Annotated in this window: 16 protein-coding genes; 9 read left to right on the top strand and 7 right to left on the bottom strand. The window is 62.6% G+C overall.

What is annotated here, in order from left to right:
• Window positions 1-27 precede the first annotated feature (27 nt).
• From QRN52_RS22340 to QRN52_RS22325, 4 genes are read right to left on the bottom strand one after another with little or no spacing between them, the layout of a single operon-like run.
• Window positions 28-1,089 carry an ABC transporter permease gene (locus QRN52_RS22340; protein ID WP_284755930.1) on the bottom strand — a complete coding sequence of 354 codons (1,062 nt, stop codon included), beginning with the start codon at window positions 1,087-1,089 and terminating at the stop codon, window positions 28-30.
• Complete coding sequence (locus tag QRN52_RS22335; protein WP_284755929.1) at window positions 1,086-1,898, bottom strand: ATP-binding cassette domain-containing protein; 813 nt, start codon at window positions 1,896-1,898, stop codon at window positions 1,086-1,088. The genes QRN52_RS22340 and QRN52_RS22335 overlap by 4 nt, the downstream gene beginning before the upstream one ends.
• A gap of 2 nt (window positions 1,899-1,900) precedes the next feature.
• Window positions 1,901-2,791, bottom strand: a complete 891-nt coding sequence (locus tag QRN52_RS22330; RefSeq protein WP_284755927.1) for an ABC transporter ATP-binding protein — start codon at window positions 2,789-2,791, stop codon at window positions 1,901-1,903.
• Entirely contained in the window at window positions 2,788-3,690 is a 903-nt protein-coding gene (locus QRN52_RS22325) for an ABC transporter permease (protein ID WP_284755925.1), read from the bottom strand. Before QRN52_RS22325 ends, QRN52_RS22330 begins: the two co-directional genes overlap by 4 nt.
• Before the next feature lie 273 nt (window positions 3,691-3,963).
• On the opposite strand from QRN52_RS22325, the gene QRN52_RS22320 reads away from it, so the two are divergent.
• The 6 genes from QRN52_RS22320 (at window position 3,964) to QRN52_RS22295 (ending at window position 10,291) form a co-directional block, all read left to right on the top strand.
• Window positions 3,964-4,941: a branched-chain amino acid transaminase gene (locus QRN52_RS22320; RefSeq protein ID WP_284755923.1), complete on the top strand. Its 978-nt coding sequence runs from the start codon at window positions 3,964-3,966 to the stop codon at window positions 4,939-4,941.
• Between the two features lie 33 nt (window positions 4,942-4,974).
• On the top strand, window positions 4,975-5,880 hold the full coding sequence (locus tag QRN52_RS22315) for an acetamidase/formamidase family protein (protein ID WP_284755922.1): 906 nt from the start codon (window positions 4,975-4,977) through the stop codon (window positions 5,878-5,880).
• 33 nt (window positions 5,881-5,913) lie between these two features.
• On the top strand, window positions 5,914-7,338 hold the full coding sequence (locus QRN52_RS22310) for a dihydroorotase (protein WP_284755920.1): 1,425 nt from the start codon (window positions 5,914-5,916) through the stop codon (window positions 7,336-7,338).
• Between the two features lie 185 nt (window positions 7,339-7,523).
• On the top strand, window positions 7,524-8,522 hold the full coding sequence (locus tag QRN52_RS22305; RefSeq protein WP_284755918.1) for an aldo/keto reductase: 999 nt from the start codon (window positions 7,524-7,526) through the stop codon (window positions 8,520-8,522).
• A 153-nt stretch (window positions 8,523-8,675) separates the two neighbouring features.
• A complete protein-coding gene (locus QRN52_RS22300) occupies window positions 8,676-9,287 on the top strand; it encodes a PepSY domain-containing protein (protein WP_284755916.1) in 612 nt (203 codons plus the stop codon).
• Window positions 9,288-9,406: 119 nt separating this feature from the next.
• Complete coding sequence (locus QRN52_RS22295; RefSeq protein WP_284755915.1) at window positions 9,407-10,291, top strand: helix-turn-helix transcriptional regulator; 885 nt, start codon at window positions 9,407-9,409, stop codon at window positions 10,289-10,291.
• Window positions 10,292-10,744: 453 nt separating this feature from the next.
• Here the strand turns inward: QRN52_RS22295 and QRN52_RS22290 are convergent, their stop codons facing one another.
• Both QRN52_RS22290 and QRN52_RS22285 read right to left on the bottom strand, forming a co-directional pair.
• Window positions 10,745-11,032, bottom strand: coding sequence for a YciI family protein (locus QRN52_RS22290; RefSeq protein ID WP_284755914.1), 288 nt, complete (start codon window positions 11,030-11,032; stop codon window positions 10,745-10,747).
• A gap of 9 nt (window positions 11,033-11,041) precedes the next feature.
• Window positions 11,042-11,521, bottom strand: a complete 480-nt coding sequence (locus QRN52_RS22285; RefSeq protein ID WP_284755913.1) for an SRPBCC family protein — start codon at window positions 11,519-11,521, stop codon at window positions 11,042-11,044.
• A gap of 206 nt (window positions 11,522-11,727) precedes the next feature.
• On the opposite strand from QRN52_RS22285, the gene QRN52_RS22280 reads away from it, so the two are divergent.
• From QRN52_RS22280 to QRN52_RS22270, 3 genes are all read left to right on the top strand, one after another.
• Entirely contained in the window at window positions 11,728-12,351 is a 624-nt protein-coding gene (locus QRN52_RS22280; protein WP_284755912.1) for a PadR family transcriptional regulator, read from the top strand.
• A gap of 151 nt (window positions 12,352-12,502) precedes the next feature.
• On the top strand, window positions 12,503-13,771 hold the full coding sequence (locus QRN52_RS22275) for an amidohydrolase (protein ID WP_284755911.1): 1,269 nt from the start codon (window positions 12,503-12,505) through the stop codon (window positions 13,769-13,771).
• 496 nt (window positions 13,772-14,267) lie between these two features.
• The gene (locus QRN52_RS22270) at window positions 14,268-14,573 is read left to right on the top strand and encodes a hypothetical protein (protein ID WP_284755909.1); all 306 of its coding nucleotides are present in this window, start codon (window positions 14,268-14,270) and stop codon (window positions 14,571-14,573) included.
• An 88-nt stretch (window positions 14,574-14,661) separates the two neighbouring features.
• On the opposite strand, the gene QRN52_RS22265 is transcribed toward QRN52_RS22270, so the two are convergent.
• Window positions 14,662-14,907 carry a hypothetical protein gene (locus QRN52_RS22265; RefSeq protein ID WP_284755907.1) on the bottom strand — a complete coding sequence of 82 codons (246 nt, stop codon included), beginning with the start codon at window positions 14,905-14,907 and terminating at the stop codon, window positions 14,662-14,664.
• Window positions 14,908-14,994 lie beyond the last annotated feature (87 nt).

The raw sequence follows: 14,994 nt of genomic DNA, 5'->3' as shown, positions 1-14,994 counted from the left end.
ACTTCTCCGGGGGCGGCTGAGGACTTCTTAGGAGATGGTTGCCGGCGTTGCGCGCTGGCGCTTCTGACGGCGTCCGGCCACGGCTTTGCTGCGCGTACGGGGGTCCAGAAGGGTGATCAAGGCGTCGAGAATGACGTAGCCGAGCAAGCTTGTGGTTCCCATGATGAGGACAAAGCCCTGAATGACGGGCACGTCGCCTTTGAGTACGCCGTCGAGCGACCAACCACCCACTCCGGGCCAGGAAAAGACACTTTCCACAATGGCCGCTCCACTGAGGGACGCAGCAAAGAGAAGTACCAAGTAGGTCATGAGCGACCCGCGGATGTCGCTGAGGGCATATCGGAAGACCTGGGTGGGACGCAGTCCGCAGGCCCTCGCGAACTCGATTTGTGGTGATTGGAGCACCTGCAAGAGGCCTGAGCGGACTGTCTTTCCGAACGGGGCAGCGAAGAACAAGCCCATGGTCACGATGGGAAGGACGGCGCGGCCGAGGATTGACGAAAACGTACCCCATTGGCCGGCAACTATGGCGTCGAGGGGAATCGATCCCGTGACGCGCGGCGGAGTGATCTGCGCACTTGAGAGCATGCCGATCGGTGCGGGCGCGATGCGCAGTTGTTGATAGAAGACAAACAGCAACACGAGGGCCAGCACGAATTCCGGCATGGCCATGAGGATGGATATCCAGAAGGTGAAGGCCTTGTCGGCAAAGCGCCGGTAGCGATAAGCCGCGAACGTTCCACTCGCCATACCGATGATGAGGGCCAAGGCGAGCCCCGGCACCATATAGATCAAGGTATTGGGGAGCCTGGTCAGGATTTCGATGGACACCGAACTGCCAGTGAAGAGGGAATGGCCAAGGTCCCCGCTCAGGGTCCTGGACATGTAGCCGAGGTAGCGTTCCCAGAAAGGCAGGTCCAGGCCAAGTTCCGCGTGGATACGGGCGACGTCTGCCGGGGTTGCGTATTCACCCAGAAGGGCCACCGCGGGGTCGCCGGGAAGAAGGGACACGAGGCCAAAACTGAGGGTGATGAGGCCACACAGCAATAAGGCAGCAATCAGGAGCCTTGAAATGATGTAGCGGATCATGAAATCTGCCCCCGGGAATTCGTAGAGCCAACGACGGCGGAATAGGGAACCACCGGCAACGCGGCGGAAATCAGCGATTGGGTATAAGGGTGCTGCGGCGCCATCAAGACGTCCTGGGTGCGACCGGTTTCGACGATTTTGCCGCGATGCATGACAGCCACCGTGGAACAGAAATGCCGGACCGTTTCGATGTCGTGGGAAATGAACACGTACGTGAGGCCGCGCGTAGCCCCGAGGCGCGCGAGGGTGCGCAGGATCGAGGCCCGGATAGTCAGGTCCAACGAGGACGTTGGCTCGTCCAGGACCACCAGGCTGGGATTCGTGACCAGGGCGCGTGCGATGCCGACGCGCTGCTGCTGTCCCCCGCTGAGGTTCGCCGGGCGTCGGTCCATGAAATCGGCCGAGAGGCCGACTTCTTCCAAGGTCGCCAGGACCCGCAACCGCCGCTCGGCACGGTTGCCCATCCGGGCTACGATGAGCGGCTCCTCGACGATCTGCCGGATCGTCAGGCGCGGGTTCAATGACGCGAAGGGTTCCTGGAAGACGATCTGCCAATGGCGCCGCTTGCGGCGGAGTTCGCCACGGCCGAGGGCCAACACGTCCTGCCCCTCGATGACGACGGATCCGGAATCCGGCTCGGTCAATCTCAGGATCAAGCGGCCGAGCGTTGACTTGCCGGAACCGCTTTCGCCAATGATGCCGAGCGTCTCGCCGGCTTCCACGGACAGGGTGATTCCATCCACGGCGCGCGCTTCTCCGTGGGGAGTACGGAAGATCTTCGTGACATCCACGAGTTCAAGGAGCGGCATTCTCAAGACCTCCGGGCTTCGGACAATTGGACCTTGGAGGGGTTTGGCGTTTCCGGCTCCTCGGTATCCGGCGCTTCCGCATCCCCTGGAACGTATTGCGTCTCGTCTTCGGGACGCACCACCGAGTTGAGCAGGGAGATCGTGTAAGGATGCTGCGGACGGATGAAAACGTCGTCGACGAGTCCTTGTTCCACGATGCTTCCGCGATACATGACAAGGACGCGGTTGCAGTATGAGGCCACCACCCCGAGGTCATGGGTCACAATCAGCATCGAGCGGCCGCTCTCGACCGTCAGCCGGCGAAGGGTGTCCAGGACCTGGCGCTGGACGGTGAGGTCGAGCGCCGTCGTCGGCTCATCGGCGATCACGAGCTGCGGGTTGAGGTAAAGCGCCATGGCGATGACGACGCGCTGGGCCATGCCGCCGCTCAGTTCGTGCGCGTAACCGCGCATCACGCGTTCCGGATCGCGGACTCCCGTCGATTCCAAGAGCTGCAGTGCACGGGTGCGCTCGGAGGCGTCGACCTTCACTCCGTGCGCCTTGGCGATATTGGCGAACTGCTTTTCGATGCGGGTCACCGGGTTCAGGGCGCTGAACGGATTCTGGGCGATGAATCCGATCTCCTTGCCCCTGATTTGGCGCATTTCCCGCTCGGGCAGGTCCAGGAGGCTGCGTCCGGCGAAGTTGACGTTGCCGGCAGACACCTTGCCCGGCGGCATCAACAGCTTCGTGATGGAACGGACCACGGTCGATTTGCCCGAGCCGGATTCACCGACGATCCCGACAATCTCGTTGTCCTGCACCTCAAAGGAGACGCCATGCAGCGCCCGGACCACACCCCGGGGAGTGTGGAACTCGGTTTCGAGTTCCCGGACTTGGAGGGTCTTGTTCATCGGGTGTGCTCCACTCGTTCCATCTTGTCCTCAATGGCACCGGCGATGATGTTGAGCGAGCCGATGACCAGGAGGAGGGCCAGCGCCGGAAAAGCCACGGCCCACCATTGGCCCCGGATGAGCATGCTCACGCCGTCCTCGATCATCGCGCCCCAGCTTGGCTGGGGCGGTTTGACCCCGACGCCGAGGAAGTTCAAGGCGGCAATCGTGCTCAGGGCGCCGGCCGTGGTCAGCGTGGCCTGCACGAGGATCACACCGTAGGCGTTCCTGAAGATGTGGTTGAAGGCCACGCGGATGGGCGAGCATCCGATGGCCACCGCGGCCTCCACGTACCGTGACGAGCGGAGCGAAATCGCCGCCGCACGGGACAAGCGGACAAAGCGCGGAGCCGCAACCAGGGCGATGGCGAGGATGACATCGGTGGCTCCGCCGCCCATGAGCTGGATGGACACCACGGCAATCACGATGATGGGGAGCGCGGCGAAGGCGTCGACTACCCGCATGATCGCTTCGCCGGCCACCCCCGTAGTGGCGAAAAGGCCCAAGGGAACGCCAATGACAAGGGCAATAGCCGTCGCCGCGAGGGAAATGGGAAGGTCGAGCCTCGCCGATTCAATCGTCCGGGAGAACACATCCATGCCGTTGCCGTCCGTGCCGAACCAATGAACGGAGTTGGGGGCCAGGGCCATGGATTCCACGTCCGGTTGCAGGGGGTTTTGGGGAAGGTGGAGGAAAATCGCCGCAAGCGGGAGTCCCACAATAATGCCGGCGGCGACGACGGCGAGCACCGCCCCTGATCGCTTGTACGCCCAGGCCCTGCCTTGCTTGGCCCAGCCCGACGCACGTCCGCCCAGGGACGTCACTGGAGTCCGGGACTCGGCTGTCGTAGTTTCACTCAATTGGCACTCGATCCGGTTGACGGGTGTAGGTGAAAGCCTTCTTTTGACTGGCGCATCAGGGGCTCCAGCCACTCGACATCCTGCCGAGAATTTGCATATCGAAGTTTCATCACTTTATTGAAGTCTTCGATTGTGTGTCAATGGTCACTGTTGACAGGACCACCAAAGCGTCTTCATTATGGTGACAACGCCAACAGTAAGATGAAGACGGATGTCAACCTTGGTGTGAAGCCGAGCCCTGATCTGTTTTCCGAACACGATTTGGAGACAACAATGACCAATCTGAGTAAATCGGCAACTGTGACCGACACCAAAGAGCCCGCATTCGAGCCCAGCGTTCGCTACCTGCTGCGTGACGGCGAACTGGTGGAGTACGCAGATGCCAAGCTCCACGTCCTGAGCACCACGTTGAAGTACGGCGTCGGCGTCTTCGAAGGGTTCCGCGCCTATTGGAGCGATGAGGACCAGCAGCTCTACGCCTTCCGGGTGGCCGACCACATGCGCCGCTTGATTGACTCGATGCGGGTGGTGGAAATCGACGGGCCGCGTGACATCGGCGTCTTGAGTGAACAATTGCTCGGCCTGGTGCGGGCGAACGAGCTGCACGGGAACCTCCACATGCGCGCACAAGTATTCGTCGACTCGAGCGACGGCAAGCCGGAGGACACTAGTCCGGTCACCGTATTCATGGCGGCCATCCCGATGGGCAACTATTTCGGTGCCAGCGGACTGGACGTGCAGATCAGCAGTTGGGCCCGCTTGTCCGACCGCTCCATGCCGCCCAGGGTCAAATCGATCGCCAACTACCAAAACGGGCGCCTTGCCATGCTGGAGGCCCGGCGCAACGGGTACGACGCAGCCCTTCTGCTGACCGAGGACGGCCATGTTGCCGAAGGTGCCGGCTACAACGTGTTCATGGTTCGCCAGGGCCGGCTGTGCACGCCCCCCGCAACGGACAGCATCCTGGAGGGGATCACCCGGGACAGCGTCCTCCATCTCGCACGCAACGTCCTCGGCGTCGACGTCGACATCCGCCCGATCGACCGCACGGAACTCTACTCGGCTGACGAAATCTTCGTGTGCGGCAGCGCCGCCGAAATCAACCACGTCTCTTCCGTGGACCGCACGCCGATCGGCGACGGTACTGCCGGCGAACTCACCCGCCAACTGCAGCACGCCTACCGGCAGGCCGTCGTCGGACGAGTAGCCGCCGATCAAAAGTGGGCACGGCCCGTCTACCCCACCGTCTAGGTTTACGCCACCGCCTCAAACGAAAGGGGCAGCATGCTGAACATGCTCCACGCAAGCTTTGAATCGGCAGCGGGATCCTTTGACCGCGACGCCACCCCCGTGATTGAAGTAGGCCAAGGCGAGCAGTTCTCCCTCGGCGCCCGGAGCCTACTGACAGGTGGCCTGTTCGAAAGCACCGATGAGTACGAGAAGTTGTCCATCCCCGTGACAGGGCCGGTCGCGGTGCGCGGCGTCAATCCAGGGGACACACTCCGTATTGACGTCCACGAGATCCGGATAGCGGACCGGGGCGCCATGGTGACACTTCCCGGGCGCGGCGGTTTCACCGGAGGGCTAGGGCGATCCGGCCGGGTTGTCGACATTGTGGACGGGAGCGTCCGGTTCGACGACGACATCCGGATTCCCATCCGGCCCATGATCGGCAAGATCGGCGTGGCACCGGCCGACGGGAATCCCAACTCAAGCACCGTCGGAATGCACGGCGGCAACATGGACTGCAAGGACGTGACCGCTGGTTCCGCCGTCATCTTGCCCGTGCAGAGCGCGAACGCCTTGCTCTATGCCGGCGACCTCCATGCAGTACAGGGCGACGGCGAGTGCTCCCTTACCGCCGTCGAGGTCGAGGGCAGCGTTGTCCTCTCCTGCCATGTCCTGGCCGGGGTCACCGTCAAGCGGCCGGTGGTCCTGTCCGGGGGTAGCGTCATCACGATCGGCGACGGCGAGACCCTCGACGACGCCGCGCGGCTGGCGCTCGACGACATGCTCGAACTCCTGCAGGCGGACCGGAAGTGGACCCGCGAGAAGGCTGCGATGCTGATGAGCGCAGCCGCTGATGTTTCCGTATCCCAGCTCGTCAACGCCCGCGCCTCGGTGAAAGTCTCCCTCGCCGCCCGCTACTTCACGTCCGCACCGTTTTCCCTCGAACCTCACCAACTCTGAATCCTCACCAACCCTGAAAGGCGCGACCCCCTGATGCTTGATCTCGTTCTCACCAACGGCCTGGTGGTTACCCCCTCCGGCGCCAAAAACCTGGACATCGGCATTGCGGGAGGCAAGATTGTGTCCCTCCGCGAGACCGGCCTCGGTCCCACGGAGGAAGCAGCACGTACCGTCGATCTCCGCGGCCAATTGGTTGTCCCCGGCGGCGTGGACCCGCATGTCCATACCAACTCCGTCCTTCCGACGGCGGCCGAAAGCGGAATCAAGTGTTTTGGCCCCGACCGGGTGAGCGAAGGCGCCATCTATGGTGGGACCACCACGTTGGTGGATTTCGCGCATTGGCAACCCGGCGATGAGCTGTCGGAGTCCTTCGCCCGCAAGTCGGCCGAGTGGGCCGGGTCAAGCTACACCGATTACGCCTTGCACGGCACGTTCAAGGAACCGGAAATTCCGTTCGAAGTGCTCGAACAGATTCCCGACGCCGTCGCCGCTGGCCATGGAAGCTACAAGGTCTGGATGACCAACACCACCCCGACGCGCCCCAAGCAGAAGACGGACCTCGGCAATATGTGGGGGCTAATGCAACAAACAGCCCATGCCGGGGCAATGCTCGCGGTGCACGCCGAGGACGACGACATCGTTATGTACGCCTACAAGCAATTGCAGCGCGAAGGCAGGATCGGGCTGGAGAACATGCACCATGCCCACAACAACCTTTCGGAAAAGTTGTCCTTCCAGCGGGTCATCACCCTCGCCGAGCACGTCGGTGCGCCTATCTACCTCATGCACGTCAGCGCCCGCGAAGGCGTGGATGCCATCCGAGAGGCACGCGGGCGCGGCCAAGCGGTCTATGGCGAGATCCTCCCCCACTACGCGTACTTCACCGCGGAAGACTACAAACAGAAGAACGGCGCGATCTACCACACCTACCCTTCCTTGAAATCGGAAACCGACCGCGACTCCATGTGGGAATCGTTGCTCGAAGGCTCGCTCAGTACCCTGGCAACGGACGGAGTTTGCACCGACCTCGAGGTAAAGACCCGAGGCAAGACCATTCTTGACGCCACGGGCGGTCACGCCGGGGTCGAGATGCGCATGGCTGTCGCGTACACCGAAGGAGTGGCCAAGCGCGGGCTCGATCTCACCCGCTTTGTTGACATCACTTCCGCCAACGCGGCGAAGATCCTTGGACTGTACCCGCAGAAGGGCGTGATCGCGGTGGGCAGCGACGCCGACTTGGCTGTCCTGGACACCACGGTGGAGCGGGCCATCCATGCCGAGGACCTGCACGAGGCCGACTACACCCCCTGGGACGGCTACGAGGTGGCCGCCTGGCCGAGCATGACGGTCTTGCGCGGGCAGGTCATGGTTGAAAACCGCGAACTGAAGGCAGAAGCCGGAGGCTCGCTGCTCAAGCAGCATGTCTCGAGCGACGTCCGGAACCGGCCGGCCTGCTGACAAGCAGCTCCCGACGGCGGCGGCTCACTTGGGCGCCCGACGGCGGCCGATCGCCGTCGTCGGGAACTCCCCGCTGAGAGAGGTACTGACAGGGACTCCCTGCCAGTACCGTCGCGTCCCTAGTGTTGACGGCAAGGCTGGATCTTGTTTCACGACACAGGATTCACGACACGGGAGGACGAACGATGGAAAAGCGCACACTGGGCACCAACGGCTTGGAGGTCTCCGCCGTCGGACTGGGCTGCATGAGCATGACTGGTGGATACAGCGACAAGCCGGACCGGCAGGAAATGATCTCGCTGATCCGAGCCGCCGTGGACCGGGGCGTGACATTCTTCGACACCGCCGAAATCTATGGCCCGTATGCCAACGAGGAACTGGTGGGCGAAGCCCTCGCCCCGTACAAAGGCCAAGTGGTGATCGCCACCAAGTTCGGATGGGACATCGATCCCGCAGAGCGCAAGCCAAGCGGGCGCGTGAGCAGCCGCCCGGAGGTCATCAAGGACGTCGTGGAAGGCTCTTTGCGCCGGCTCGGCGTCGACGTCATCGACCTCTACTACCAGCACCGGGTGGACCCCGACGTTCCCATCGAAGACGTGGCGGGAGCGGTCAAGGAACTGATCGAGGCCGGCAAGGTGAAGCACTTCGGCATGTCCGAAGCATCTGCGGTAACAATCCGCCGGGCGCATGCCATCCAGCCCCTGAGCGCCATCCAAAGCGAATACTCCCTCTGGTGGCGCCGCCCCGAGGAGGAAGTGCTGGCCGCGTGCGAGGAGCTGGGCATCGGTTTTGTCCCTTACAGCCCACTCGGCAAAGGCTTCCTGACAGGTACCATTACCGCGGCCACGAGCTTCGACGCCGGCAACGACATCCGCAGCACCATCCCCCGGTTCGCGCCGGAAGCGCTCCAGCACAATGCCGCCGTCGTCGAACTGCTCGCGAACATCGCACGACGCAAGGGTGCTACTCCGGGCCAGATCGCCTTGGCATGGCTCCTGGCGCAGAAGCCCTGGATCGTCCCGATCCCCGGAACGCGCAAACTGCACCGCTTGGAGGAAAACATCGGTGCCGCCGTCGTCGAATTGTCCGCCGCGGAACTGGGCGAAATCGAGGATGCAGCCTCGAAGATCCAGGTACAGGGCGGGCGCTACAACGACGCCGCAGAACGGATGACCAACCTCTAGGCGTTCGCGTGGTGCCACGCAACCGGATCCTGTGAGCCAGGCGGAATTGTCACAGTTGAGGCACAGCACAGGTATAGAGGGGCCAAAGTGTGGGCTTCGAGGATGGGATACAGCTTCGAACCCCTCGGAGTTGAACCTCTAAGGAGCAACATCGTGAACAAAGTCCGGAAAATCGCAGTGGGCGCTGCCCTGATCGGCGCGGTCGCAGGCGGCGGAGCCCTCACGGCCATGGCACTTCCCGCCGACGCCGCAACCACCGACACCTCAACTGCCAGCCCATCCGCCCCCGCGGATGGTGGCACGCACGGAAACGAAACGGCCCTGACCGGCGACACCGCAAGCAAGGTCAAGGCCGCCGTGCTGGCCGCCAACTCCGGCGCCACGGTGGAGAACATGACCACCGAAGACGACGGCAGCGCCGCCTATGAAGCCCACATCACCAAGTCGGACGGCACACACGCCACCGTCAAGCTCGATGCGAGCTTCAAAGTCACGGCAACCGAAACCGGCGGCCCCGGAGGCGGGAAGGGCGGCCACGGCAACCACGGAAACGAAACCGATCTCACGGGTGACACCGCAAGCAAGGTGAAGGCCGCTGTACTGGCCGCCAACTCCGGCGCCACGGTGGAGAACCTGACCACCGAAGACGACGGCAGCGCCGCCTATGAAGCCCACATCACCAAGTCGGACGGCACGCACGCCACCGTCAAGCTCGATGCGAGCTTCAAGGTCACGGCAACCGAAACCGGCGGCCCCGGTCACTAACCCCCAAGGCAACTAAGCACTGTGGGCGGGTACGGCACCCTGCCGTATCCGCCCACCGTGCTTTAACGGTGTACTGACAAGACCTCCCACACGTCCCCTGCCGGAAGTAGCCTGAATCCATGGACAGTCGAAACGATGTGAGTGAGTTTCTGCGCTCGCGGCGGGCCAAAGTGACACCCGAGCAAGTGAATCTCATTGTGGGTGCCAACCGCCGGGTGCCTGGGTTGCGGCGGGAAGAAGTCGCAACCTTGGCTTCAGTCAGCGTGGATTACTACGCGCGGCTGGAACGCGGTAACCTCACAGGTGTCTCGGACGAAGTGCTCGAATCGATTGCCCACGCCCTCAGGCTCGACGAAGCCGAAACCGCCCACTTGTTCGATCTCGCCCGGGCCGCGCAGCCCGGGCCGGCCCGCCGCCGCCGGGCGGTCACGCCCGCACAGCAGATCCGCCCGAGCCTCCAGCGATTCATGGACGCAATCACGGGTGCACCGACGTGGGTGCGGAACGAGCGCATGGATCTCATCACTGCGAACCCACTCGGCCGCGCCCTTTTCTCGCCCCTTTTTACCGATCCGGTCCGGCCCGTGAACAACGCCCGGTTTGTGTTCCTCAACCCCGAGTCACGCAACTTCTACCTCGATTGGGAGCAAGGCGCGAACGACATCGTCGCCACCCTCCGCGGTTACGCCGGACGGCAGCCGCACAACAAGGGCCTGAGCGATCTGGTCGGCGAGCTCGCTACTCGGAGCGAGGAATTCCGCACACGCTGGGCCGCCCACAACGTCCGCTTCCACCGAACCGGCACCAAGCGAATGCACCACCCGGTGGTCGGGGACCTCGAACTCAGTTATGAGGCAATGGAACTGCCGGCCAACCCCGGGTGGACGATGTTCGCGTACACCGCGGAACCCGGGTCAGCGAGCGACGAACGCCTGAAACTGCTCGCGAGCTGGGCGGCCACCACCGCAAGCGAACTGGCGGCACCGGCGTCGATCTCGGACTGAGGGTTCAAGGCCTTGCCGCTTGGCCGCGTGCGGTGGGGTAGGACCGTCAGTCCTAGGAAAAGCAGGGAGCGGCACATCTGCTGACATCGTCTTCCAGAGCGCTTAGCGTCTTTAACAGAACCTTGAACGACGGCGGTTCCGCCTTGGATTATTCGGGTTTCTTCCAGCCGCTAACTGGTCAACCAGTTCAGGGCTCCACGCTTAGATGAGAAGAAGATGACTATGGATTTTTCGTTGATGATGGCTTGCGCAGTCGTTGGCCTCGTGAACAATGACAGCCGCAGTGCTTTGCCGGGGGCACCGGTTGTTCCGGCACGCCCGGCAAGGCGCCTGCGGCCGTCTCGGCTCCGGGGTTGGCTCGCAACCGCACTACACCGGGTGGCGTGGGGAATCGAGCCTAAAGTGCCAGTGTTCGTGGAGCCCGCGCGGGTGAGCTGCGCGGATTGACCGACGTCAGGCGAGATCCTGTGGGCTGAACATTACTGCGTTCCATTCCCGGATCTCGCTGGGTACTGCCAGTCCTTCCAGGACGAAAGGATCGCCCGCGATGAACTGCTCCGCCCTTTCCTTGCTGGTGAAGATGCCCATCGAACCGTTCACGGCGGGATTGTTGAAAGTCCCGATGCCGATCAGGCCGCCCTTGGCGGCGAAGGCCTGCATATATTCAACGTGCCGGGGATAGACGGCCTGGAGCCCCGGAAGTGCCGAAGGGTCCGAGCTGTAGAAAACGACGAATTGCATTGTTTGCCCTTAGCTGTCGAGTTCGGCGCTGTCGGATTCAGTGCTGTCGAGTCCGGCCAAGGTCTGGCCGAGCCGCGGAAGCACATGGTTTCGCCAGCCACCGCTCATGATGCGGTGCGATGCCACGTGCGTCGGCTCGTCGGGATTGAACCCGTCATGGACAAGCGACAGACGGGTGCCCGTGTCTTCCGCGGCGATCGACCACGTCACGGTGCTGTTGAGGCTGTTTCCGGAGTTCGCGTCCCGCCACGAAATACGCAGTAGCTTCTCCGTTTCCACGTCAAGGACTTCGCTTGCCACCAAGCCGCTGAAGCCAACTGCCGGAACGGGAATCCCGCGCATCTGGAACTGATGCCCGACGATCGCTTGGAAGTCGTTTTCCATCAACCAGCGGGCGATCAGCCCGGGTTCCGTCAGAGCCCGCCAGACCTTGACAGGCGAATGCGGCAGGAATTCTTCGACCTCGATGGTCGTCAGTAGTTCACTCATTTAGTGTCCTCAATCTCGTTCACGACCATCGTAAGTTCCGAGCGGGCAATCGGCAGAGCGATCGGGTATCCCCGGCCTGCGTCGCAGACCAAGTTCGAACAAATCCAGCTCTTGTTTAACGACAGTCAGCGATATATCGTTAAGTATCGCAGAACAAACTGCGAGCCTGAGGGCAACCCACAAAACACTGAAAGGACGATGCCGTTATGAAAGGCATTCACGACAATAGGCACACAGATTGCGGTCCGGATATGGAACGTTTCGGACGCGGCCGCAGCCGTCGCGGTCCCCACGGACACGGCGGATTCGGGCCGGGCCGCGGATTTGGGCCGGGCCGCGGTTTCGGACCGGGTTTCGGACCAGGATTTGGTCCCGGCTTTGGTCCCGGGGGCCCGCGTCGGGCCAACAAGGGCGACGTTCGTTTCGCGATCCTCTCCCTGCTGGCCGAAGCGCCATCAAATGGATACGGGCTCATCAAGACAATCGCCGAGAAGACGTCGGGATCGTGGCGCCCAAGCCCGGGTTCCGTCTATCCGACCCTGCAGCAGCTCGTTGACGAGGAACTCATTGCGCCTGTCGGCGAAGGCCGGCGCACCGAGTTCACACTCACCGATGCCGGGAAGGCATATGTAGCGGAGCATGCTGAGGAGCTGGAAAATGCGTGGAACATCGATCCGGAGGGATCAGGACCCGCGTTCCACCAGAGCGTGGCAAAGCTCATGGGAGTCATCCATCAATTCCGCTTCGCAGCAACGGACGAACAGCGTACGGCGGCTATGGAAAAGATCGACGAAGCCCGGCGAGCGCTGTACCACATCCTCGCTGACTAGTACCGGCCCTTCCGAAGCCGCGACGTGGAAGTAATCCCGCTCGCGGCTTCGGAATGTAGACTCCCCCGGCTCGGTTTCCGGGTCTATGCTGGGTTTCCCGGTTGCGCCGGCTCGCCCAAGCGCTCCGAACTGCTACTGAGAGCGATTGTCCATGAGCGGTTGCGATGCAGTCCTGGCAGGCCTTGGCACAGAACTCGCCTGGATCCAGGACACATATATGGACCTGCATAGACACCCCGAGCTGAGCCTCGAGGAGCATAGGACTTCGAAGCTCGTCGAGGGGAAACTCGCCGCGTTCGGCTATGCAGTAACCCGCGTCGGAGGCACCGGCGTCGTCGGGATCCTCGCAAACGGGGACGGCCCAACCGTGCTTGCCCGCGCGGACACGGACGCGCTACCTGTCGCCGAGGCGACCGGGCTACCTTATGCGTCGACCGTGGACGGGGTCATGCACGCGTGCGGGCATGACCTGCACGTCGCTGCGCTGCTCGGCGCGGCCAAGCTCTTGGCCGACGGGCGGACAGCCTGGTCCGGGACGTACATCGCGCTGTTCCAGCCGGGCGAAGAGATCGGGTCAGGATCCCAAGCAATGCTCGACGACGGACTCGTCGCCAAAGTGCCGCGGCCCGACGTCGCCTTCGCCCAACATGTGATGCCGATCCCGGCAGGGATGGTCGCAACAACGGCCGGCCCCGTCCTCTCCGCCGCGGACTCGCTCAAGATCACGGTGTACGGCAAGGGCGCACACGGCTCAATGCCGCACATGTCCGTTGACCCGGTGGTGCTGGCTTCCTCGATCGTGCTCAGGCTGCAGTCCATCGTCTCGAGGGAGACCAAGCCGGGCGACTTCGCGGTTGTCACGGTAGGGGCGCTCAACGCCGGAGCAACGTCGAACATCATCCCGGACCGCGCCACCCTCCTCCTGAACATCCGCACTTACGACCCCCAGGTTCGTGCGTCCGTGCTCGCGGCGATTGAGCGGATAGTCAGGGGCGAGTGCTCTGCCGCCGGATCACCGCAAGACCCGGATTTCGAGTACTACGACCAGTTCCCGCTCACGAGCAACGACGCCGCCGTGACAGAGCAGGTTCGGGCCGCATTCTCTGCCTATTTCGGGGAGGACTCAGTGCGTACCGCATATAGGCAGACAGCTTCCGAAGACTTCAGCCGCATTCCGGACGCTTTCGATGCACCATACACATTCTGGCTCTTGGGCGGCGTGGATCCCGAAAGCTACCGGGCCGCCGTCGAACGCGGAACAGTGGCCCGGGACATTCCGGCCAACCACTCCCCGCTCTTCGCGCCCGTGATCGACCCGACGCTGTCCATGGGCGTCCAAACCCATGTGGTCGCAGCAATGTCCTACCTAGCTCAGGAGTACCACTGCCACTCAGGCGGGGCCCAGCCCGAGGGAACCTGATGGTTATCCTTTGTACCGCATCGTGCACAGCTGTAGCTTGCCGACGGCGGACGCAATCCGCTGCCATCGGCCGCATAGACCGCCGGAACATATTCATGGAATGTCAGCGGAAACCCTGGGCCGCACCGCCCACAAGCCGGTACCCTTGGCAGCGCTGCGGGAACACAGGGACGATGAGTAGCTATTCGTTGTCCAGCACGAGCAAGCGTCATGTTTCTCCCTCACGTCTTCATCATTCGGGAATCGGCGTCGGCCAGATCCCGCGTTCAAAGTTCATGCCCGGACGCCCACATCGTGCGTATAAACCCAGTGGGGCAGCCAGCGGGTAGTGGGTCAAACCCTATGCCAGGATTCCCTGAAGGGCCATGGCCCAGCCAGAAAAGATGGTTCGCAATCAGTTAAGCCGACAACTGGAGTAACTGTTGCCTGCGTCACATCCGCCGTTTAGTGTTTGTTCCGGACCGCAGCGTCGCGGTTCCTGATCGGAAGAGGACTCATGACCGAAAAAATCCGGCTTCTCGTAAAAATGGACATCGATGGTGCCCAGGTCCGCATCACAGCCCACGGGCGGCTAACCTCCCGGAGCCTTCACGCCCTCTATGTAGTCGCGAGGCGGGCCAACGCCCTCATGCATGGTCTGGCCCTTGAAATCGACGTCAGCGGGGCCAACGTCGACTCGGCGGCAATGGAAGCGCTCCGCCGCTGCTCGCAATCCCGCCGCCTTCCGGCCCTGATCGATCCCCAACAGTCAGATGTCAACATCTCCATCCGGTCATCGGCTGACGCCGTGATGGCCGCTTGACCGCTCGCCTGCTGCGGCTCGCGCTCGGGAATGACTGCCAGGTGAGTGCTCCCTAAGATTTGAATGTTTGTAGCGACCACGCGTTCTTCTACCATGCAGGAAGACTTACCGGAGATTTTTCGGGCTTTTCCCATTTGTAGTCGATCCAGATCTCATAGCCATCCCACCTTTGCACCATGGTGCGTGGATTCACGCCATCCACGGCAAGCCAGAGAATCGAGTTGTCGTTGGTGACGGCATCAACGATGCCGTGCCGGACGACCTCGTTATGCAGGCGCACCTCGACGACTTCACCAACTAACGGCAACCAGTCAGACTGGATATGAAAACTCATTTTTCTCCGCTCGGGTCTACTTCCTGTGAGGACAGTCCTGATTGGTCACTCTCCACAGGCGTCTGACTGTGTCGAGAATTCTCTGCG

Origin of the sequence: Arthrobacter sp. efr-133-R2A-120 (assembly GCF_030209835.1) — a bacterium.
GTDB lineage: Bacteria > Actinomycetota > Actinomycetes > Actinomycetales > Micrococcaceae > Arthrobacter.
The sequence above is the reverse complement of the archived record's forward strand: the minus strand, read 5'-3'. Positions and strand labels throughout refer to the sequence as shown.